Here is an 18,655-nt window from a genome sequence, read left to right as displayed (position 1 = left end):
GTCCGAGCCGGTTGTCACCACCGTGGATGAATCGCACAGGCGCAGGCGTTATACCTGACAGCGACGAGAGGACCACACAATGGCAGATCGCAGCCTTCGCGGCATCCGGCTGGGTGCCCAGAGCCTTCAGAGCGAGGAGGGCGTCGTCTTCATGGAGCGACGCGCCACCGCGTACAAGTGCGACACGTGCGGCCAGGAGACCACCCTGATGTTCGCCGCCGACGCCGAGGCCCCGCAGACCTGGGAGTGCCGTCACTGCGGCGCCGAAGCGGTGCTGCAGGTCGACGGTGCACCCGTCAAGATCGAGGACAACGACGAGAAGGTGGCACGAACCCACTGGGACATGCTGCTCGAGCGCCGTACCCGCGACGAGCTCGAAGAGCTCCTCGCAGAGCGCCTCGCCTACGTCCGCGCCCGCCGCGGCGCGGGAGACGACCCCACCCGCCACCGCATCGGCGCGTGACTCAGAGTCGCCGTCGCGACAGCAGTCCGGCGACGACGAGCAGGACCGGCGTGATCAGCATCCCCAGCTGAATCCACGGCCCCAGCACGACCCCCGCCGTGAGGCCGGAGCGCAGTTCGACATCCTCGAGCAGCGCTCCGGCCTCATCTGCGTCCAGGGTCGAGACGGTCGACCCGTCGGGCCGGATGATCTGGCTCGTGCCGACGGTCGAGACGTTCACGACGCTGCGGCCGGTCTCGATGGCGCGCATGCGGGCGAATGCGAGCTGCTGCAGGTTCTCGTCGGTTCCGCGGAAGTCCGCGTTGTTCGTCTGGAAGACCAGCACCTCGGCGCCCTCGCTGACACTCTCGCGGATGACCTCGTCGTAGATGACGTCGAAGCAGATCGCGAGTCCGACGCCCGTGCCGTCCACGCGCACGAGCGGTGGGTTCGTGCCGGGGGTGTACTCGCGGCCGATCAGCCCGATGAGCTCAGGCGCGAGCGCGTAGTAGAAGTCGCGGTCGGGGACGTACTCGCCGAAGGGCACCGGATGCCTCTTGTCGTGCAGCTGCGAGGCATCGCCCTCTCGAGTCCACAGGAACGAGGTGTTGAAGATGCGCTTCCCGCGCTCGGTGGCGGTGTTGGCGAGCAGAGGCGCGTCGAACTCGTTCACGAGGCGGGTGAGCCGCCGCGCGGTCGACTCGTCCTGGAACGGGTCGTAGTCGATGCCGCCCTCCGGCCAGACGAGCAGGTCGACGTCCTCTTCGCCGATCGTCCTGGTCGCATCCGTCTGAGCGCTGATCACGCCGTACGGCTCTCGTTCGTCGAAGTAGCCGGTGGTGCCGTTGCCCTGCACCGCCGCGATGCGCATCTCACCCGATCGCGTCGTCGGGAACAGCGGCGTCAGCAGCAGCACGAGCAGGGTGACCGCCGGGGCGATGAGGCTCATCGGCCGGCGCCACCCGTGCATCCGGAACAGCTCGATCAGCAGCGCGACGAGCGCGACCATCAGGAACGTCAGCCCGCTCACCCCCAGCCACGAGGCGACCGGCGCGAACGGACCCTGCGCCTGCGTCATCCCGAGCCGCCCCCAGGGGAAACCTCCGTACGGCCAGTTGCCGAGGAAGAGCTCGTGCGTCGTCCACAGGCCGGCGACGACGAGCGGCAGCGCGACGGGCCTGCTGCGGGGCCACGCTCTGGGCATCCAGCGGTATGCGAGGGCGATCGGGACGAGCGACACGGCCGTGAGCACGCCCTCCACGACGGTCAGCGCGAGCCAGGGCACCGGACCGAGATAGCGCGCCGTGAAGGAGACCTGCAGGGCGAAGAACACCAGACCGTAAGCGAGGCCGACGAGCAGAGCACCGCCGACACGGCGTCCGCCCAGCGCGGGCAGCAGCAGGGCCAGAGCAACGAAGACGAGCGGCCAGACAGCGGCGGCGGGGAATGCGAGCGCCATGAGGATCCCGGCTGCCGCCGCCATGCCGATGGCGGCCCACAGCGGCATGGCACGGCTCGCCGAAGGCGCGTCGGTGTCGCTCATCCCGGTCACACCGCGGTGTAGACGACGATGCCGCGGCGCACGCCGTCGAGCGCCCTGCGGGCTGTCCGCGCCAGGTCGCCGTCCTCGGCGACGATCGAGAGCTGGTCGAGGAGATCGATGGTCTGCTTGGCCCAGCGCACGAAGTCGCCGGCAGCCATGTCCGCGTCGATGAGCACCCGATCGAGGGAGCCGCCGCGCGCCCACGCGTGCATGGCCGCGGCGAGTCCCGGCGCGAGCGGCTCAGTGCGCGGCAGCGAGTAGTCGTGCTCGAGATCGTCGAGCTCTGCCCACAGCCTCGTCGTCGCGTCGTACGCGATGCGGAACGCGCCGCGAGGCAGGCCGCGCTCGCCCATGTTCTGCTCGTCACGGCGCGGCTCGTAGACCAGGCAGCTGGCCATCGCGGCCAGCGACGGCGCGTCGAGGGTGCGCCACAGGCCCTGACGGAGGGATTCGGCGACGAGCAGGTCGCGTTCGCCGTAGATGCGCCGCATGGTCCGGCCGGCATCGGTCAGCGACAGGCGATCGCCCTCGCCGTCGAGATAGCCGACCACCTGCAGCACATCGATCACCCGGTCGAAGATCCGGGCGACCGTGCCGGTGCGCGTCTCGATCTGCCGACGGATGCGGTCGGTGTCGCGCTTCAGTGAGAAGTACCGCTCGGCCCAGCGGGCATGCGCCTCACGGTCCGGACAGCTGTGGCAGGCATGCCGCCTCATCCGCGTGCGCAGTCCCTCGATCTTCTTGATGCGCTTGTCGCGGACCGCACGCCCTCCGGCATCCCGCCGATCCTTCTTCTCGAGATCGCTCAGCTCACGCCGCATCGCGGCGTACTCGAGGAAGTCGCCGTGCTCGCACGTCATCGCCTCGCGGTAGCCGGCCAGCGAATCCTCCGCCTCCCGCACCTTGCGGGCGAGCCCGACGACCGATCTGTCGGCCTGGAACTGAGCGAACGACGACTCGAGGATCTCGCGCGCTCGCGACCTGCCGAACCGGTCGATGAGGTTGACCGCCATGTTGTAGGTCGGACGGAAGCTGGAGTTGAGCGGGTAGGTGCGGCGGGATGCCAGTGCCGCAACGGCCTGAGGATCCATCCCCTCCGTCCACTGGACGACGGCGTGACCTTCGATGTCGATCCCGCGCCGACCTGCGCGTCCGGTGAGCTGGGTGTACTCCCCCGAGGTGATCGCGACCCTGGCCTCGCCGTTGAACTTCTCCATCTTCTCGAGCACCACGGTGCGGGCGGGCATGTTGATGCCCAGTGCGAGCGTCTCGGTCGCGAAGACAGCCTTCACGAGCTTGCGCTGGAACAGCTCCTCGACGACCTCCTTGAACGCCGGCAGCATCCCCGCGTGGTGCGCGGCGACGCCGCGTTCGAGATCGTCGCGCCACTGCCAGAAGCCCAGCACATCGAGATCCTCGTCGAGCAGCGCACGCGTGCGATCCGTGACGATCTCGCGGATCAGCGCGCGCTCCTCCTGACTGGTGAGGCGCACACCGGAGCGGCGCACCTGCTGCACGGCCGCGTCGCAGCCGACCCGGCTGAAGATGAAGAAGATCGCGGGCAGCAGGTTGGCGCGCTCGAGAAGGCGCACGACCTCGGGCCGGTCCATCCGCTCGATCCGGCTCATGTTCGCTGCCCGCACGGGGCGCTTCCCGCCGCGCGGCGGACGGTGCGCGTCCCGGCCGGCATGCCGGTTGCTGCGGTACTCCTGCGCGCGACGGTTGCTCTCGTGACGCGATCCGGTGAAGGAGCGGATGCGCAGCAGCTCCTGGTTCACCTGCGCAGTCGCGACGCCGGCGCGCTCGTCGAAGAGCGGCAGCAGGTCGTCGCGCACGAGCACGTGCTGCTCGAGCGGGACGGGGCGGACCTCGGAGACGATCACGTCTGTGTCGCCGCGGACGGTGTCGAGCCAGTCGCCGAACTCCTCGGCGTTCGACACGGTCGCGCTCAGCGAGACGAGGCGCACCTGCTCGGGCAGGTGCAGGATGACCTCTTCCCACACCGGGCCGCGGAATCGGTCTGCCAGATAGTGCACCTCGTCCATCACGACGTACCGAAGTCCGCGCAGCGCGTCGGAGTCGGCGTACAGCATGTTGCGCAGCACCTCGGTCGTCATGACCACGATGCGCGCGTTGCCGTTGATGTTGGTGTCGCCGGTGAGCAGACCGACCTGATCCGCACCGTACACGTCGACCAGCTCGCGGAACTTCTGGTTCGAGAGCGCCTTCATCGGCGTGGTGTAGAAGGCCTTGTCATTCCCGGTCTGCATCGCCAGGTGGATCGCGAACTCGCCGACGATCGTCTTTCCCGCCCCCGTCGGAGCTGCGACCAGGACGCTGCGGCCGCGCTCGAGCGCGTAGCAGGCGTCGACCTGGAACGGGTCGAGCGCGAAGCGCTGTCGCTCGGCGAAAGCCTGCGTGTGCGGATGCTCGGCCGCAGCCCTGGCGGCCGCGTAGCGCTCGGCGGGAGAACTCATGCGGTCAGCGAGTCCGGGTCGAGGCCGGCGGCGATCCTGTGCTTGCGACGCCGCCTGTCCAGCAGCACGGTGAGGCCGGCGGCCGCGAAGTAGAGCACGGTCAGCATCCCCGCCAACAGCAGCATGCTGACCACGTCGGCAGCAGGCGTGGCCAGAGCGGCGAAGGTGGTCGCGATCAGCACCGCAACCCGCCAGCCCTTGAGGATCGCCTTGCCGGAGAGGATGCCGGCGAAGTTCAGGGCGACAAGGAACACCGGCAGCACGAACGCGACGCCGATGACGAGCATCATCTTGAAGACGAAGTCGTAGTACTCCTTGGCGCTGTACAGGTTCGGCGAACCGGCTGGAGTGAAGCTGGCCATCAGTTCGATGATGTGCGGCACGATCAGCGTGCCCACGTAGCATCCGGCGAAGAACAGCGGCAGGGCTGCGGCGATGAACCCCACCGTGTACCTGATCTCCTTGCGGGTCAGTCCGGGCATGATGAACGCCCAGATCTGCCACATCCAGATCGGCGCCGACAGGAAGATGCCGATCGAGAAGGCCATCCGCATGCGCAGGTCGAAGGGCGAAGTCACCGAGGTGAACGTCAGGGCGACGATGGTGTCGCTCGTCTTAGCGACCTGGTTGATCGGCTCGGTGATGAAGGCGATGATCGGATCGGTCACGATGAACGCGATGATCATGCCGACCAGCAGGCCGGCAGCCGCCAGCATCAGTCGCTTGCGGAACTCCAGAAGGTGAGCCCCCAGCGACATGCGCCGTTCACCGCGCGGCTGGCTGCCCTTCGCGGCGCGAGCGTCTACCGCAGCCACGGTGATCAGACTGTGCGATCAGGACCAGCGGGCGCGTCGGGGTCGACGTCGCTCACGGCATCCTTCTTCTTGGTGGTGTCGGCAGCGTCTTCCTCGCGCATGGCCTTCATCTCGCCCTTGAAGACGCGAGCCGACTGGCCCATGCTCTTGGCCAGCGCCGGCAGCTTCGCCGCACCGAAGAGAAGAAGGATGACGACGAGGAGAATAACCAGGTGCCATCCGTTGAGACCAGCAAGCATGTGGGGCTCCTAAATCGTGGGTGCGATCAGTCTACCTGGGCGGGTTGCGGCTCAGGCGTCTTGTAGAGGTCGAGTCCGGCAGCCGCCCAGTCGTGTGTCGTCGCGCGCGCGAGCGGTGGATCGAGCACCTCGAGAGCGCCGCCGAAGCGTGCGGCGACGCGCTTGATGCCCCGGGGGTCGGCCATACGGATGCGGAGGGTGACGAGGCCTTCGCCGCGCTCGACCTCCTCCTGCGGGAACGATCCGATCAGTGGCACGAGCCGCTCGGGGATCCGCACGACCACCTCGCCCTCGGGTCCGTCGCCGTGGCCGAACTCGGCGGGCACGGCAGCGTCGGCATGAGTGATCCGAATGTCGGTGAGGCGGGCGTCGCTGACTCGGTCGAGATGGAAGGTGCGCATCGCGGTGCGCAGATGGCACCAGCCCTGCAGGTACCACTGGCCGTTGTCGATGCGGATCTGCGCGGGATCGACGGTGCGGGTGGTGGGCTGAGCGTCGGGAGCCTGGTAGCGGAACGACACGGCGACGCCGTCGCGCAGAGCCTGCGAGACCACGCGCTGCACCTCCGTGACGGCGGCCGGCGCCACGACGAGGTCGGGTGGGGCGTCGGCCGATCCGCGCGAGAGCTTGGCCATGAGTCCGGCGACCAGGCCCGAGTCCGCGACGGCCGGCACCGAGGCGACCATCTGCAGCCCGGCGAGCAGGGCGGCCGCCTCGCGAGCGGTCAGACGCGGCACACGCCGCAGCGCGACGTCGTTGGTGATCTCGATGATGTCGTGCTCGTCGAGCAGCTCCCAGTCGATGTCGAACATCTCCTGAGGCAGCTGCCAGTAGCCGGAGTCTCCCGGCAGGCCGATGACGGTGAGCTTCTCGACCATCCCGCGCAGAGCCTCGCGGGTCACGCCGAAGTCGGCCGCCGCCTCGTCGAGCGTGACCTGCCCGCGTTCGAGCAGGTACGGCACGAGAGTGAGGTAGAGCCGCACGCGGTCGGCGGCGAGAAGCGGTGCGCCCGAGGTGCTCATGCGTCCTCCCGATCGACGGTGTCCTGGTCGATGGCATGATGCTCGGCAATCGCCTGGAGACGCTGGATCACCGCATCCCGCAGGTCGGCGGGACTCACCACCCGCACCTCGGGTCCGTACGATGCCAGCTCGTCGGCGAAGATGTGCCGGTCGACGTAGCCGACGGCGATGCCCTGGGGGCGCGGCGTCGCACGACGACCGAGGCGCAGCGCCGCCTCGGTGCCCGGCGTCACCTCGAGCAGGGCGATCTGCGACGCGACGAGCTCTTCGAGCCCCGCCAGCGCTCGGGCGGTCGCGCCCTCACGCAGGGCGACGTCGAAGGTCTGCGCGGTCACCTTCACATCGCTGACGATGCGGCTGAGCAGGAATGTGCGCTCGGCATCCGCGTCGATGTCGATGCCGAACAGATGCCAGCGCGCTTCGTACTCCACCTGCGCGAGCGGACGCACGCGGCGGCGGGTGGGCGCCTTCTCCCCCGGCTTGAGGTACTCGAAGACGACGACCCGGTTCCGCTCGATCCCCTCCTGCAGCGCGGGGAACGCCGCATCTCGGGCCGCGATACGCGGAGCGAAGCCGATGATCGGCTCGTCGCCGTCGATGCCGAGCGCGCGGATCTTGCGCACGCCGGATCGGGCATCCAACGACACCGACTCGGTGCTCCACACGCTCCCCGCCAGGCGCAGCACGGCGAGCTCCGCCGGGGTGAACTCGATGTCAGCCGGCAGGTCATAATCCGCCTGAGGGATGCGGTAGCGCGCCTCGCGCAGATCCTGCGGATCGGCGGGGTCGCCGATCGTCTCGATCGGGACGCCGAGCGAACGCAGCTCGTCCTTGTCGCGCTCGAACATCTTCTCCAGGGCATCGGGCTTGGCGCCCGCCTCGACGCGCTGCCGGTAGCCGGAGACGTTCTCGATGATCTGCTGCTTGGTGAGCCCGATCTCCGTGGCCATCAGCGCCACGACGAGATTCGTCAGGCGCTCCTCTGCGGGGATCCGGGCGGGCGTCACTGGCTCAACAGCTCCTGGGGGATGACACCGAGCACGTCGACGACGTGCACAGTCGCGTCGTCGCCGGACTGCGTCGGCACGACGACCATCAGCTGCGATCCGACGCGCGACTTGGAGACGGCCTCTGCGACCTCGGCGGGCAGGCCGTCGGTGCTGGTGACAGAGCCGTCCCAGGTGGTCTGGCCGACGCTGCGGCTCGTCCAGCCGACGGAGGTCGAGCGGATGAGGGCTGTGCCGTCTCCGACCTTCTCGTGCTCGCCCTTCAGCAGCGTCTCGGTGGTCGCCTTCTGCGGTGCCGCGATGTCGGGGATGATGACGCCGGGGCGGCCGCCGGGTGCGCGCACCACCGAGGGCAGGCCGGGCGCGTCGTTGAAGACCGCGGAGCCGTCGGCCTTGGCCAGGGCGGTGTAGCGCACGTCGTAGACGGCGACCAGGCTGTCGTCGGCGTCGAGGCCGATCTGCTGCGCGGCGCCCTCGGGAAGGTCGGCGGCGGGGATCGACGCGACGATGCGGCTGCCCTCCGTCGCGCACTTCAGTGCCTCGTCGGCACCTGCGAGCTCGGCGCCCGCGGATTCGGGGCTCCACAGCTTCAGCTGCGCGTCGAGCGTCTGCCCGGTCGTGCCGTTCACCAGCACGCGGGCGAGGATCGCCTCCTGTCGGCTGTCGGTGATCGCCCGACCGTCACCGGTGACGATGTCGGCGTAGGCGGGCTTGCCCGTGTGGACAGGCAGCTCGATCTCGACGCGCGGGGCGCCGAAGTCGCCGCTCACGTTCACCGACTTCTGCAGCGCCACCGAGCTGTCGCGCTCGCACGCCGCTCCCTCGAATGTCGGCGCTGCGGCCGAGCATCCGGTCAGGACGATGGTGGAGAGGGCGAGGGCCGAGAGGGCAGCGGTCGTTTTGCGCACGCGCCCCAGTCTATTCGGATGCCTGCTCGCCCTCGCGCGATGCCGCCGCGATCCGCGCGCCGCCCGCGGCCTTCTGCGCTTCGCGCACACGCTTGCGCAGGTTCTTGTCGGTGATCTGCCTGTCACCGACCGCACCTGGCGTCCACAGCTCGACATCCTCGTCGCCGTAGCTGGACTTCGACGCACGGCGACGCACCTCGGGCGGCACCGCGCCCGGCGCCAGACGGCGTGCGGTGAGCAGAAAGCCGGTGTGGGCGATCATGCGGTGATCGGGCCGCACCGCGAGGCCTTCGACGTGCCAGCCGCGCACCATCGTCTCGGATGCGTCGGGCTCGGTGAACAGCCCGGTGCCGCGGATATACTCCGCGACCCGCGACAGCTGGGTGGCGGTGGCGATGTAGCAGATCACGACGCCGCCCGGCGTGAGCGCCTCGGCGACGGCGTCCATGCACTCCCATGGGGCGAGCATGTCGAGCACCACGCGATCGACCGTTCCCGGCTGATGCTGGGCGCCCAGTTCCTCAGCCAGGTCTCCGACCACGACGTTCCACGTCTCCGGGGTCTCACCGAAGAAGGTCTCGACGTTCGCCTTCGCGACCTCGGCGAAGTCCTCACGGCGCTCGAAAGAGGTGAGCCTGCCATCGTGTCCGATCGCGCGCAGCAGCGCGAGGGACAGGGCGCCAGAGCCGACGCCGGCCTCCACGACCACGGCGCCGGGGAAGATGTCGGCCTGCATGACGATCTGTGCCGCATCCTTCGGATAGACGATGGCCGCACCGCGGGGCATCGACATCGCGAAGTCGCGCAGCAGCGGGCGCAGCGCCAGGTAGTCGTGGCCCGCGCTGTTCGTCGCGACCGAGCCGTCAGGCTGGCCGATCAGGTCAGCGTGGCGCAGCACGCCGTGGTGCGTGTGCAGCTCACCGTCTGCTCGCAGCGTGATGGTGTGCAGGCGACCCTTAGGGCCGGTGAGCTGAACGCGGTCACCCTCACGGAAGGGACCGCTGGGACGTGCGGCGCTCATCGTGCGCCCTCCTTCGTGAAACGGGCGTGCAGATCGGTGAGGTCGGCGGTCGTGCGCCCTTCGAGAGTGGGCCACAGCTCGTCGGCACCGTACCCGTCGAGCGAGACGATGTGCGGCACGCCGAGGGTGACCGCACCGGATGCCGCTCCCGAGGCCACGCCGGTCGGCGAGTCCTCGATCACGACCGCGTCGGCGATGTCGATGCCGAGCTGCGCGGCAGCGGCGAGGTACGGATCGGGGAACGGCTTGGGTCGCTCGACCTCGTCGCCGGCGATGACGAGATCGAACGCCGCGAAGTCGATCTGCGCAACGACGTCGAGCGCCATGCGACGCAGCGACATGGTCACGAGCGCCGTCGGGATGCCCTCAGCGCGCAGATTCGCGAGAAGCTCTCGCGCGCCGGGCCGGAACGGCACACCCTGCGTGCGGAGCAGCTCGGCGACGCGATCCGTCATCAGGTCGACGATCTCCTGGGGCTCGAGGTCGACGCCCGCCTGCTGCAGCACACGGCCGCTCTCGAGCAGACCGCTGCCGATCAGCTGCATCGCGTCGTCGTGCGTCCACGTTCCGCCGTAGGACTCGACCAGCTCCGTCTCGACGGACATCCAGTAGGGCTCGGTGTTGACGAGTGTTCCGTCCATGTCCCACAGGACCGCGGCGGGCTTTCTGCTCATTGCACCCATGCTAGCCGGGTCGCCGCCCCTGTCTTGGTGCTGAGGTCTAGCCTGGAGTGATCGACTCGGCTCCCGGAAGGAGAGGGATGGACGTCCTCGGCTCTCGCATCATCGTGGCCGCGTTCGACGGCTGGAACGATGCCGGCGAGGCGGCGAGCGGTGCCATTGCCGCGCTGCGTGCAGCGGGCGAGTACGAGCAGGTGCACGCTGTCGACCCCGAGCTGTACTTCGACTACCAGTACACGCGTCCATCGACCCAGGTGAACGCCGACGGACGACGGGAGCTGCGGTGGCCGGACGCGACGCTGTGGCGGCCCACCCGCCCCAGTGTCCGCGGCCCTGAGCTCTGGCTGCTGACCGGCTCGGAGCCGGCGCGCGCCTGGCAGGCGTTCGTGAACGAGTTCGTCGATGTCGCGCTCCGCGACGACGTCACGGGTCTGGTCACGATCGGGGCGATGCTCTCGGACGTGCCGCACACCCGTCCGATCTCGGTCTTCGCCTCGAGCCAGGACGAGCGGGTGCGGGACGTGCACGGGCTGGACAAGTCCAGCTACGAGGGACCGGTCGGGATCCTGAGCGTCTTCGACCAGTTCTTCAGCCAGGCGGAGATCCCGGCCGCCAGCCTGTGGGCCAGCGTGCCGCACTACGTCGCGACCGCGTCCCCCTCCCCCAAGGCGACGCTGGCGCTGCTCGACCGTCTCGAGGAGCTGACCGGTGTCGGGCCCGAGCGCGAGCACATGCGCACCGAGGCCGCAGCATGGGAGGCGTCCATCGACGCGGCTGCGGCGGAGGACGAGGACATGGCGGAGTACATCCGGCAGCTCGAACGCACCCGTGACACGTGGGATTCGCCGGACGCGTCGGGGGATGCCATCGCGCAGGCGTTCGAGCGCTATCTGCGCCGCCGCGGCGACGGTCCCGACAAGCGCTGATCCGTCAGACGGCGGGGACGACGCCGGTGGCGAGCAGCACGATGAGCGCGACACCGAGCAGCACCCGGTAGATCACGAACGGCAGGAAGCTGCGCTTCGAGATCCAGTTCATGAAGAACGCGATCACGCCGAGCGCGACGACGAATGCGATGCCGGTGGCGGCGAAGGTCTCGCCGAGACCGAAGTGCTGGTTCGCGTCTCCGCCGTGCTTGAACAGCTGATAGAAGCCGCTGCCGAAGACCGCGGGGATCGCGAGCAGGAAGGCGTACCGTGCGGCGGCCGCGCGCTCGTAGCCGAGGAAGAGCCCCATCGTGATGGTGCCGCCCGAGCGGGAGACGCCCGGAACGAGCGCGAGCGCCTGCGCGAACCCGAAGGCGGCGCCGTGGCCGTAGGTGAGCTGGTCGAGCTGGCGACGCTTGGCGCCGACGTGGTCGGCGATGCCGAGCAGCACGCCGAAGACGATCAGCATGATCGCGACGACCCACAATGACCGGAAGACCGTCTCGATCGAGTCCTGGAACAGCAGCCCCAGCACGACGATGGGGATGCTGCCGAGGATGATCAGCCAGCCCATGCGCGCGTCGGGATCGTTGCGCGGCGCCTTGCCGGTGAGGGAGCGGAACCACTGGGCGACGATGCGCACGATGTCCCGCCAGAAGAACACGACCACCGCGGCTTCGGTGCCGATCTGCGTGATAGCGGTGAAGGCGGCGCCCGGGTCCTCCCCCGACGGCAGGAACGTGCCGACGATGCGCAGGTGCGCGCTGGAGGAGATGGGCAGGAACTCCGTGAGTCCCTGCACGATGCCGAGGATGAGCGCTTCGAGCAGGTTCATGCGTCGCTTTCTGACAGGGCCGGGTGAGTGTGGCGCGCGAGCAGGGGCCGGTCAGCAGCTGCGCAGCAGATCGGCCAGCACGCGCTGGCCGAAGACAAGCGATTCTACGGGCACGCGTTCGTCGACTCCGTGGAACATCCCGGTGAAGTCCAGATCCGCGGGCAGACGCAGCGGGGCGAACCCGTACCCGGCGATGCCCAGCGAGGCGAGTGCCTTGTTGTCGGTCCCCGCCCCCAGGAGGTAGGGGATCACGGGCACGCCGGGGTCGTGACGCCCGAGCGCGGCGACCATGGCGTCGACGAGGTCTCCCTCGAACGCGGTCTCCATCCCGATGTCGCGCACGACCGTCTGGATCTCGATGTCATCACCGACGATCCGCTGCAGCTCCGCGAGCACGTCGTCCTCGGTTCCGGGGATGACGCGGACGTCGATGAGCGCCTCCGCCGTCTCGGGGATCACGTTGTGCTTGTAGCCCGCGGTCAACGCGGTCGGGTTGGTCGTGGTGCGGAACGTCGAGCGCAGGAACGCCTCGGCCGGTCCCGCGGCAGCGGCCAGGGCATCCGGGTCGTCGACCGGACGGCCGGTGAGCTCGCTCAGGCCGTCCAGCAGGGCCCGGGTGGTCGATGTGAGCCGGATCGGCCAGCGGGTGCGTCCGACCGCCGCCACCGCCTCAGCGAGCCGCGTCACCGCGTTGTCGTCGTGATAGCGGCTGCCGTGCCCGGCGCGGCCCTTCGCCACGAGACGCAGCCAGAGCAGCGCCTTCTCGCCCACCTGCAGCAGGTAGGCGCGGCGGTCGTCGACCGTGATCGAGTAGCCGCCGACCTCGCTGATCGCCTCGGTGGCGCCGGCGAACCAGTCGGGCCGCTCCTTCACCACGAGGGCGGAGCCCTCGACGCCGCCGTTCTCCTCGTCGGCGAAGAACGTCAGGATGAGGTCGCGTTCCGGCTGCTCCCCTGCCCGGAGCATATCGGCGACGGCGGTGAGGATCATGGCGTTCATGTTCTTCATGTCGACCGCGCCGCGCCCCCACAGCATCCCGTCGCGCACCACGCCCTCGAACGGGTCGACGCTCCAGTCCGCGGCGACCGCGGGGACGACATCGAGGTGACCGTGCACGACAAGCGCGGGTCGCTCAGGGTCGCGCCCGCGCACGCGAGCCATCACGTTGGTGCGCCGCTCGATCGGCTCGTAGTACTCGGGCTCGAGACCGAGGCCCTGCAGGTAGGCGCCGACGTACTCGGCTGCCTCCCGCTCGCCGTTGGCCCTGCCGCCGCCGAAGTTCGACGTGTCGATGCGGATCAGGTCGCGGGCGATGCGGACGACCTCGGGCAGCTCAGTCTCGGGCATGTGCCCAGGCTACCCAACCGGGGTGCCACGCCCGGGAGTCGCGCTGGTTCGAACAGCTCCGAACGGCGTGCTAGAGTCGATCTTCGTTCGGCAACGAACATTTCAACACCTGCGCGGGTGGCGGAATAGGTAGACGCGCTAGCTTGAGGTGCTAGTGCCCGAATAGGGCGTGGGGGTTCAAGTCCCCCCTCGCGCACAGAACGAAGAAGACCCGGATCCAGCGGATCCGGGTCTTCTTCGTTTCAGCTCTGTTCCCGCAGCCGCCGCCATCGGTACGGCGGGTAGTCCTCGGGCCAGTGCATCCGCACGGTGCGGAATCCGCGCCGCACCCGGCGTCGGAAGCCGCGGCCCGGCCACAGCGGCCGCATCGAGATGCCCATCGCCCCGCCGGTGATCCGCCCGATTCTCCCCACCGCTCCGAGGTGGTAGGACAGGTCGAGGTCGTCGTGGGTCTCGGCATCATGTCGGTGCACCACGGCGCTGACCGATCGCCAGGCATCCGCCCGCATCGCGAGGTTCGACCCGAACAGCGGACGATGTCCGAGTGCGGCACCGCCGGCGACCGCGTACCCGCCCAGGTAGATCGCGGCGGTCCAGCGCAGGGCGCGCGGGCCGTCGATGAAGCGTGCACCGCCGGTCGCCGCGACTATGTCCGGAGAGCGCGAGAACGTCGCCTCCGCATCCGCCACCCACGTCGCCGACGGGACGCAGTCGGCATCGAGCCGGAGAATGAGGTCTCCGGACGCCGCGTCGTATCCGGCGGCCGCCGCCGCGGGGATGCCGATTTCGGCGCAGGGCACCACACGGGCGCCCGCTGACGCGGCGATCGTCGCCGACGCATCCGAGGATGCATTGTCGACGACGATCACCTCATCGGCCTGTCGCGTCTGCTCGCCCAAAGCGGCGAGGCAGCGCTCCAGCAGCTCTGCGTCATCCCGCACCGGGATGACGACCGACACACGCAACGATGCTCAGGCGTCGACGTCGCCGCGCCAGGCGCCGGTCTCGCCGCCACGACCCTCGATGAACTTCTTGAAGTTGTCGAGGTCCTTCTTGACAGCGTGCGATCCTGCGCCGACCAGCGCGCCGACCTTCTCGAGCAGGCCCTGCGGGTCCCAGTCGATCTGCGCCGTGACCCGCGTGGTGTTCTCGTCGAGCTTGTGGAACGTGACCACTCCGGCGTGCTCGGTCTCGCCGCCGAGGCTGCGCCATGCGACGCGCTCGTCCGGGTGCTGCTCGGTGATCTCGGCGTCGAACTCGCGCTCGGCCCCGCCGACATTGACCACCCAGTGATTGTGCGTGTCGTCGATCTGCGTGATCGAGACGACCTCGTCCAGGAAGTGGGGGAAGCTCTCGAACTGCGTCCACTGGTTGTATGCGACGGTGACGGGAACGTTCACGTCGACGGTCTCGATGATCTGGGGCATCTTCAACTCCTCGCTTCTGGGATGGAGATCTCAGTCAGCCGCACTGCGCTCGATCGCGGGAGGGGGTTGACGGCGACGCCGAAGGAGGTCGACTCAGACCGCGCCGACGCCGAACATGAGCCCGAGCGCATAGGTGATGGCCGCCGCGCCCAGGCCGATCCCCAGCTGGCGCAGGGCGCGCTTGAGGGGCGGGCCGCCGGAGAGGATGCCCACCATCGCGCCGGTCGTGAGCAGTGCGATGCCGACCAGCACGAGCGCGACGACGATCGCCGTCAGACCGCTGAGGCCGAAGATCCACGGCAGGACGGGGATGATCGCTCCCGAGGAGAACAGCAGGAAACTCGAGATCGCGGCCGCCCAGTCGCTGCCGATCAGATCGTGATCGGTGTGGGTCCCGATCGGCCCTGTCGCATCCCGGCGGATGCCGGCACGAGCCGCCTCGACGACGCGCTGGGCGCGCGCGAGGGACTCATCCGACGCCATCCCGCGTGCGCGGTACACGAGAGCCAGCTCGTTCGCGTCGATGTCGAGGTCGCCCGCGGCGGCATCGGCATCACTGCTCTCCTCGGTGGAGGCCAGCAGCTCGCGCTGGGAGCGCACCGACACGAACTCCCCGGCACCCATCGAGAGCGCACCCGCCAGCAGCCCGGCGACGCCGCTGAAGAGCACGAAGCCGCCGCTCACGCCGGTCGCGCCGATCCCGAGCACGAGCGCGAGATTGGAGACGAGTCCGTCGTTCGCCCCGAACACGGCCGCGCGGAACGACCCGGACAGGCGGCGGCGTCCCCGTGCCGCGAGACCGCGCACAACCTCGTGGTGCACCTTCTCATCGGCGCGCATCGCCGGGGTCGCGAACTTCTCGGTGTCGTACGGCGATCGCGCTTCGGCGCTCTGCGCGAGCGCGAGCACGAAGATCGACCCGAAGCGGGATGCCATCCAGCCGAGCATGCGCGAGCGGATGCCGGCCTTCGGCAGTCGCTGGGGCTCTCCGCCGAGAAGGTCGAGCCAGTGCTGCTCGTGCCGGCGCTCGGCTTCGGCGAGCGAGAGCAGGATCTCGCGCTCCTCGCCGTCGCGCCGAGCCGCTAGGTTCGCATAGACGGCGCCTTCGGCGCGCTCCTCGACCAGGTAGCGGGCCCACTGCCGGCGGTCGGCGGGGGTGGGCTGTGCGGGCGCGTTCATGCATCCTCCGTGCTGTGGGGAACAGTCAACGGTATCGACGGCGATGGGCTGCAACCGCGTCAGGGCAGCGATTGACAGGATTTCGGATGCCCGAAGCGCACCTGCTCAGGAGCGCACGCGCTTGCGCAGCACATCGATCCGTGACTGCAGCTGGGCGACGGTCGCCTGCGGGACGGCGGGTCCGCCGCAGACGCGCCGCAGCTCGGCATGCACCGCGCCGTGCGGCTCGCCGCTCTGTCGGGCATACAGGCCGACCAGGCTGTTGAGCAGCTGCCGCTGCTCACGCAGCGTGCGGTGCAGCGGTGCGGGAAGCGTCGACTCCTGCTCAGGAGGGGCGGCGGCCTCGCGGGCCTGACGCAGCTTGCTCTGCCTGGCCTGACGCTGCATGAGGAGGTCGTGCACGTGCTCCGGCTCGAGCAGCCCTGGCAGCCCGATGAACTCCTCCTCCTCGGGCGTGCCCGGCTCAGCCAGCTCGCCGAAGTCCGCGCCGTCGAAGACCACCCTGTCGAAGTGCGCGAGCGAGGAGATCGCCTGGTAGCTGAACTCCTGCGTGAGAGCATCCGACGCGTCGTCCTCGCGATTGGCGCTCTCCAGCAGCGAGTCCTCGAGCCCGTCGTCGTCCTTGGTCTGGCGGTCGAGGGCGTGATCGCGCTGCTTCTCCATCTCGTTGGCGAGCGTCATCAGCACGGGCACGTTCGGCAGGAACACGCTCGCCGCCTCACCGCGACGGCGGGCGCGCACGAAGCGCCCGATCGCCTGGGCGAAGAACAGCGGCGTCGACGAGGAGGTCGCGTACACGCCCACGGCGAGCCGCGGCACGTCGACGCCCTCCGACACCATGCGCACCGCGACCATCCACCGTCTGTCGTCAGCGCTGAACTTCTCGATCCGCTCCGACGCCGATGCGTCGTCGCTGAGCACGACGGTGGGCTGCTGCGCGGTGATGCTGTGCAGGATCTTCGCGTACGCGCGGGCCACCGTCTGATCGGTGGCCAGCACAAGACCTCCGGCATCGGGCACGTGATGGCGGATCTCGGAGAGGCGCCGGTCGGCGGCGCGCAGCACCGCCGGCATCCACTCCCCCTCCGGATCCAGCGCCGTGCGCCAGGCCTGCGAGGTGACGTCCTTGGTGTTGTCCTGGCCGAGGTGCGCCTCGAGCTCGTCGCCGGCGCTCGTGCGCCAGCGCATCTTGCCGGAGTACATGTGGAAGAGCACCGGCCGCACCACGCCGTCCGCCAGGGCACGGCCATAGCCGTAGGCGTAGTCGGTGCTCGACACCCGCGCGCCGGACTCGTCCGGCAGGTACTCGACGAACGGGATCGGCGCGGTGTCGCTGCGGAACGGCGTGCCGGAGAGCAGCAGCCGCCGCTTCGCCGGACCGTAGGCGTCACGGATCGCATCGCCCCAGCTCAGCGCGTCGCCGCCGTGGTGCACCTCGTCGAGGATCACCAGGGTCTTCGCATCTTCGGTCAGGTGCCGGTGCACCGACGACTTCGCGGCGACCTGCGCGTAGGTCACGACGACACCGTGGTACTGGCGCGACGGCGCCCAGTGGCTGTTGCGGAACCGTGGGTCGAGGCGGATGTTCACACGCGCTGCGGCGTCGGCCCACTGCGTCTTCAGGTGCTCGGTCGGCGCGACGACGATGATCCGGTTCACCTCACCCATCCGCAGCAGCTCGACCGCCAGCGTCAGAGCGAAGGTGGTCTTACCGGCGCCGGGCGTCGCGGCGACGAGGAAGTCGCGTTGATCCGCCTGGAAGTACTGGTCCAGCGCCTCTCGCTGCCACGCCCTCAGCTTGTCGGCGGTACCCCACGGGGCGCGCTGAGGAAAGGACGGAGAGAGCACCGCTCTACGATAATCCAGGCCGCCGACAGTTCGGTTCGGCGCCCGGGTAGGCTCGGATGCTGTGCTCCGGGCGCCCCCGCGGCACTTCCTGTCGAAGGAGAGACGATGCTCGATCAGGATTCGACGCGAAGCTCGTACGTCGCCAACGAGGGTCCGCACCCCTGGCGGCGTTTCGTGGCGGTGGGCGACTCGTTCACCGAGGGCATCGGCGATCCCGATGATGCGGCTCCCGGCGGTCACCGCGGATGGGCCGATCGAGTCGCCGAGGTGCTGTCACAGGACGTCGATGACTTCGCGTACGCCAACCTCGCGGTGCGCGGCAAGCTCATCGCGCAGATCGCCGCCGAGCAGATCGAACCGGCGGTCGCCCTCGCGCCCGACCTCGTGTCGATCTGCGCGGGAGGCAACGACGTGATCCGTCCGCGCACCGACCCCGACGAGATCGCCGCACAGCTCGAGCGCGCCGTCGCGCGTCTGGCCTCCACGGGCGCGGCGATCGTGCTGTTCACCGGCATCGACACGCATTTCACGCCGGTGCTCCGCCCCTTCCGCGGCAAGGTCGCGATCTACAACGAGAACGTGCGCGCGATCGCCGACCGCCACGACTGCATCGTGGCCGACCAGTGGGCCCTGAAGGTCATCCAGGACACCCGGTTCTTCGCCGATGACCGGCTGCATCTGAACCCGCTCGGCCACCATGAGGTCGCCCGCATGGTGCTGCGTGCGCTGAACGTGCCGAACGCCCTGCAGCCGATGCAGCCGGAGCCGATGCCCGTGCGCACCTGGCGCGAAGCGCGTACCGAAGACATCGGCTGGGCACGCGAGCACCTCGTGCCGTGGGTGCTGCGACGGCTGCGTCACCAGTCGTCGGGCGACACCGTCGTTGCGAAGCGCCCCGACGCGATGCCCTTCCTGCGCGGGGACCTCGACTGAGATCCG

General features: G+C 69.4%; 18 protein-coding genes and 1 tRNA gene. 4 read left to right on the top strand and 15 right to left on the bottom strand.

The window, feature by feature from the left end; genetic code table 11:
• Positions 1-79 precede the first annotated feature (79 nt).
• Positions 80-463: an RNA polymerase-binding protein RbpA gene (locus tag ACIPV2_RS05430; RefSeq protein ID WP_101186559.1), complete on the top strand. Its 384-nt coding sequence runs from the start codon at positions 80-82 to the stop codon at positions 461-463.
• 1 nt (position 464) lies between these two features.
• Here ACIPV2_RS05430 and lnt read toward each other — a convergent pair whose 3' ends face one another.
• From lnt to ACIPV2_RS05385, 9 genes are all read right to left on the bottom strand, one after another.
• Entirely contained in the window at positions 465-1,985 is a 1,521-nt protein-coding gene (lnt, locus tag ACIPV2_RS05425) for an apolipoprotein N-acyltransferase (RefSeq protein ID WP_400839182.1), read from the bottom strand.
• A 5-nt stretch (positions 1,986-1,990) separates the two neighbouring features.
• Entirely contained in the window at positions 1,991-4,462 is a 2,472-nt protein-coding gene (locus ACIPV2_RS05420; protein WP_400839180.1) for a DEAD/DEAH box helicase, read from the bottom strand.
• Complete coding sequence (gene tatC, locus ACIPV2_RS05415; RefSeq protein ID WP_400839927.1) at positions 4,459-5,220, bottom strand: twin-arginine translocase subunit TatC; 762 nt, start codon at positions 5,218-5,220, stop codon at positions 4,459-4,461. The genes ACIPV2_RS05420 and tatC overlap by 4 nt, the downstream gene beginning before the upstream one ends.
• 62 nt (positions 5,221-5,282) lie before the next feature.
• Positions 5,283-5,516, bottom strand: a complete 234-nt coding sequence (gene tatA, locus ACIPV2_RS05410) for a Sec-independent protein translocase subunit TatA (protein WP_101186556.1) — start codon at positions 5,514-5,516, stop codon at positions 5,283-5,285.
• 26 nt (positions 5,517-5,542) lie between these two features.
• A complete protein-coding gene (locus tag ACIPV2_RS05405; RefSeq protein ID WP_400839177.1) occupies positions 5,543-6,538 on the bottom strand; it encodes a helix-turn-helix transcriptional regulator in 996 nt (331 codons plus the stop codon).
• Positions 6,535-7,488, bottom strand: coding sequence for a helix-turn-helix transcriptional regulator (locus ACIPV2_RS05400; RefSeq protein WP_400839925.1), 954 nt, complete (start codon positions 7,486-7,488; stop codon positions 6,535-6,537). The genes ACIPV2_RS05405 and ACIPV2_RS05400 overlap by 4 nt, the downstream gene beginning before the upstream one ends.
• A 53-nt stretch (positions 7,489-7,541) precedes the next feature.
• The gene (locus ACIPV2_RS05395) at positions 7,542-8,453 is read right to left on the bottom strand and encodes a peptidylprolyl isomerase (protein ID WP_400839175.1); all 912 of its coding nucleotides are present in this window, start codon (positions 8,451-8,453) and stop codon (positions 7,542-7,544) included.
• A gap of 10 nt (positions 8,454-8,463) precedes the next feature.
• Complete coding sequence (locus ACIPV2_RS05390; protein ID WP_101186553.1) at positions 8,464-9,474, bottom strand: tRNA (adenine-N1)-methyltransferase; 1,011 nt, start codon at positions 9,472-9,474, stop codon at positions 8,464-8,466.
• A complete protein-coding gene (locus ACIPV2_RS05385; RefSeq protein WP_400839173.1) occupies positions 9,471-10,148 on the bottom strand; it encodes an HAD family hydrolase in 678 nt (225 codons plus the stop codon). Before ACIPV2_RS05385 ends, ACIPV2_RS05390 begins: the two co-directional genes overlap by 4 nt.
• An 86-nt stretch (positions 10,149-10,234) precedes the next feature.
• Here ACIPV2_RS05385 and ACIPV2_RS05380 point away from each other — a divergent pair, with 86 nt between their 5' ends.
• On the top strand, positions 10,235-11,080 hold the full coding sequence (locus ACIPV2_RS05380) for a PAC2 family protein (RefSeq protein ID WP_400839171.1): 846 nt from the start codon (positions 10,235-10,237) through the stop codon (positions 11,078-11,080).
• 4 nt (positions 11,081-11,084) lie between these two features.
• On the opposite strand, the gene ACIPV2_RS05375 is transcribed toward ACIPV2_RS05380, so the two are convergent.
• Both ACIPV2_RS05375 and ACIPV2_RS05370 read right to left on the bottom strand, forming a co-directional pair.
• Positions 11,085-11,915 carry an undecaprenyl-diphosphate phosphatase gene (locus ACIPV2_RS05375; protein WP_400839169.1) on the bottom strand — a complete coding sequence of 277 codons (831 nt, stop codon included), beginning with the start codon at positions 11,913-11,915 and terminating at the stop codon, positions 11,085-11,087.
• Between the two features lie 51 nt (positions 11,916-11,966).
• The gene (locus ACIPV2_RS05370; protein WP_400839167.1) at positions 11,967-13,262 is read right to left on the bottom strand and encodes a M20/M25/M40 family metallo-hydrolase; all 1,296 of its coding nucleotides are present in this window, start codon (positions 13,260-13,262) and stop codon (positions 11,967-11,969) included.
• A 111-nt stretch (positions 13,263-13,373) separates the two neighbouring features.
• Between ACIPV2_RS05370 and ACIPV2_RS05365 the strand changes: the two genes are divergently transcribed.
• Positions 13,374-13,458 (top strand) — tRNA-Leu (locus ACIPV2_RS05365).
• Positions 13,459-13,504: 46 nt separating this feature from the next.
• Here ACIPV2_RS05365 and ACIPV2_RS05360 read toward each other — a convergent pair.
• From ACIPV2_RS05360 to ACIPV2_RS05345, 4 genes are all read right to left on the bottom strand, one after another.
• Complete coding sequence (locus tag ACIPV2_RS05360) at positions 13,505-14,221, bottom strand: glycosyltransferase family A protein (RefSeq protein ID WP_400839165.1); 717 nt, start codon at positions 14,219-14,221, stop codon at positions 13,505-13,507.
• A 12-nt stretch (positions 14,222-14,233) separates the two neighbouring features.
• On the bottom strand, positions 14,234-14,689 hold the full coding sequence (locus tag ACIPV2_RS05355) for an SRPBCC family protein (RefSeq protein ID WP_101186540.1): 456 nt from the start codon (positions 14,687-14,689) through the stop codon (positions 14,234-14,236).
• Positions 14,690-14,782: 93 nt separating this feature from the next.
• Entirely contained in the window at positions 14,783-15,868 is a 1,086-nt protein-coding gene (locus ACIPV2_RS05350) for a VIT1/CCC1 family protein (protein WP_400839163.1), read from the bottom strand.
• 105 nt (positions 15,869-15,973) lie between these two features.
• Positions 15,974-17,716 (bottom strand): DEAD/DEAH box helicase, encoded by a 1,743-nt coding sequence (locus ACIPV2_RS05345; RefSeq protein ID WP_400839161.1) that lies wholly within the window; start codon positions 17,714-17,716, stop codon positions 15,974-15,976.
• Positions 17,717-17,821: 105 nt separating this feature from the next.
• On the opposite strand from ACIPV2_RS05345, the gene ACIPV2_RS05340 reads away from it, so the two are divergent.
• Positions 17,822-18,649 (top strand): SGNH/GDSL hydrolase family protein, encoded by an 828-nt coding sequence (locus ACIPV2_RS05340; RefSeq protein WP_400839159.1) that lies wholly within the window; start codon positions 17,822-17,824, stop codon positions 18,647-18,649.
• The last annotated feature ends 6 nt before the right edge of the window (positions 18,650-18,655 follow it).

Source organism: Microbacterium sp. NPDC089987 (genome assembly GCF_044748505.1).
Taxonomy (GTDB): domain Bacteria; phylum Actinomycetota; class Actinomycetes; order Actinomycetales; family Microbacteriaceae; genus Microbacterium.
The sequence above is the reverse complement of the archived record's forward strand: the minus strand, read 5'-3'. Positions and strand labels throughout refer to the sequence as shown.

Coding starts and splice junctions, on each gene's coding strand:
- ACIPV2_RS05380 (WP_400839171.1), top strand. CDS start 10,235: ATGGACGTCCTCGGCTCTCGCATCATCGTGGCCGCGTTCGACGGCTGG.
- ACIPV2_RS05375 (WP_400839169.1), bottom strand. CDS start 11,915: ATGAACCTGCTCGAAGCGCTCATCCTCGGCATCGTGCAGGGACTCACG.
- tatA (WP_101186556.1), bottom strand. CDS start 5,516: ATGCTTGCTGGTCTCAACGGATGGCACCTGGTTATTCTCCTCGTCGTC.
- ACIPV2_RS05370 (WP_400839167.1), bottom strand. CDS start 13,262: ATGCCCGAGACTGAGCTGCCCGAGGTCGTCCGCATCGCCCGCGACCTG.
- ACIPV2_RS05340 (WP_400839159.1), top strand. CDS start 17,822: ATGCTCGATCAGGATTCGACGCGAAGCTCGTACGTCGCCAACGAGGGT.
- ACIPV2_RS05355 (WP_101186540.1), bottom strand. CDS start 14,689: ATGCCCCAGATCATCGAGACCGTCGACGTGAACGTTCCCGTCACCGTC.
- ACIPV2_RS05385 (WP_400839173.1), bottom strand. CDS start 10,148: ATGAGCAGAAAGCCCGCCGCGGTCCTGTGGGACATGGACGGAACACTC.
- ACIPV2_RS05405 (WP_400839177.1), bottom strand. CDS start 6,538: ATGAGCACCTCGGGCGCACCGCTTCTCGCCGCCGACCGCGTGCGGCTC.
- ACIPV2_RS05430 (WP_101186559.1), top strand. CDS start 80: ATGGCAGATCGCAGCCTTCGCGGCATCCGGCTGGGTGCCCAGAGCCTT.
- tatC (WP_400839927.1), bottom strand. CDS start 5,220: ATGTCGCTGGGGGCTCACCTTCTGGAGTTCCGCAAGCGACTGATGCTG.
- lnt (WP_400839182.1), bottom strand. CDS start 1,985: ATGAGCGACACCGACGCGCCTTCGGCGAGCCGTGCCATGCCGCTGTGG.
- ACIPV2_RS05350 (WP_400839163.1), bottom strand. CDS start 15,868: ATGAACGCGCCCGCACAGCCCACCCCCGCCGACCGCCGGCAGTGGGCC.
- ACIPV2_RS05400 (WP_400839925.1), bottom strand. CDS start 7,488: ATGGCCACGGAGATCGGGCTCACCAAGCAGCAGATCATCGAGAACGTC.
- ACIPV2_RS05420 (WP_400839180.1), bottom strand. CDS start 4,462: ATGAGTTCTCCCGCCGAGCGCTACGCGGCCGCCAGGGCTGCGGCCGAG.
- ACIPV2_RS05390 (WP_101186553.1), bottom strand. CDS start 9,474: ATGAGCGCCGCACGTCCCAGCGGTCCCTTCCGTGAGGGTGACCGCGTT.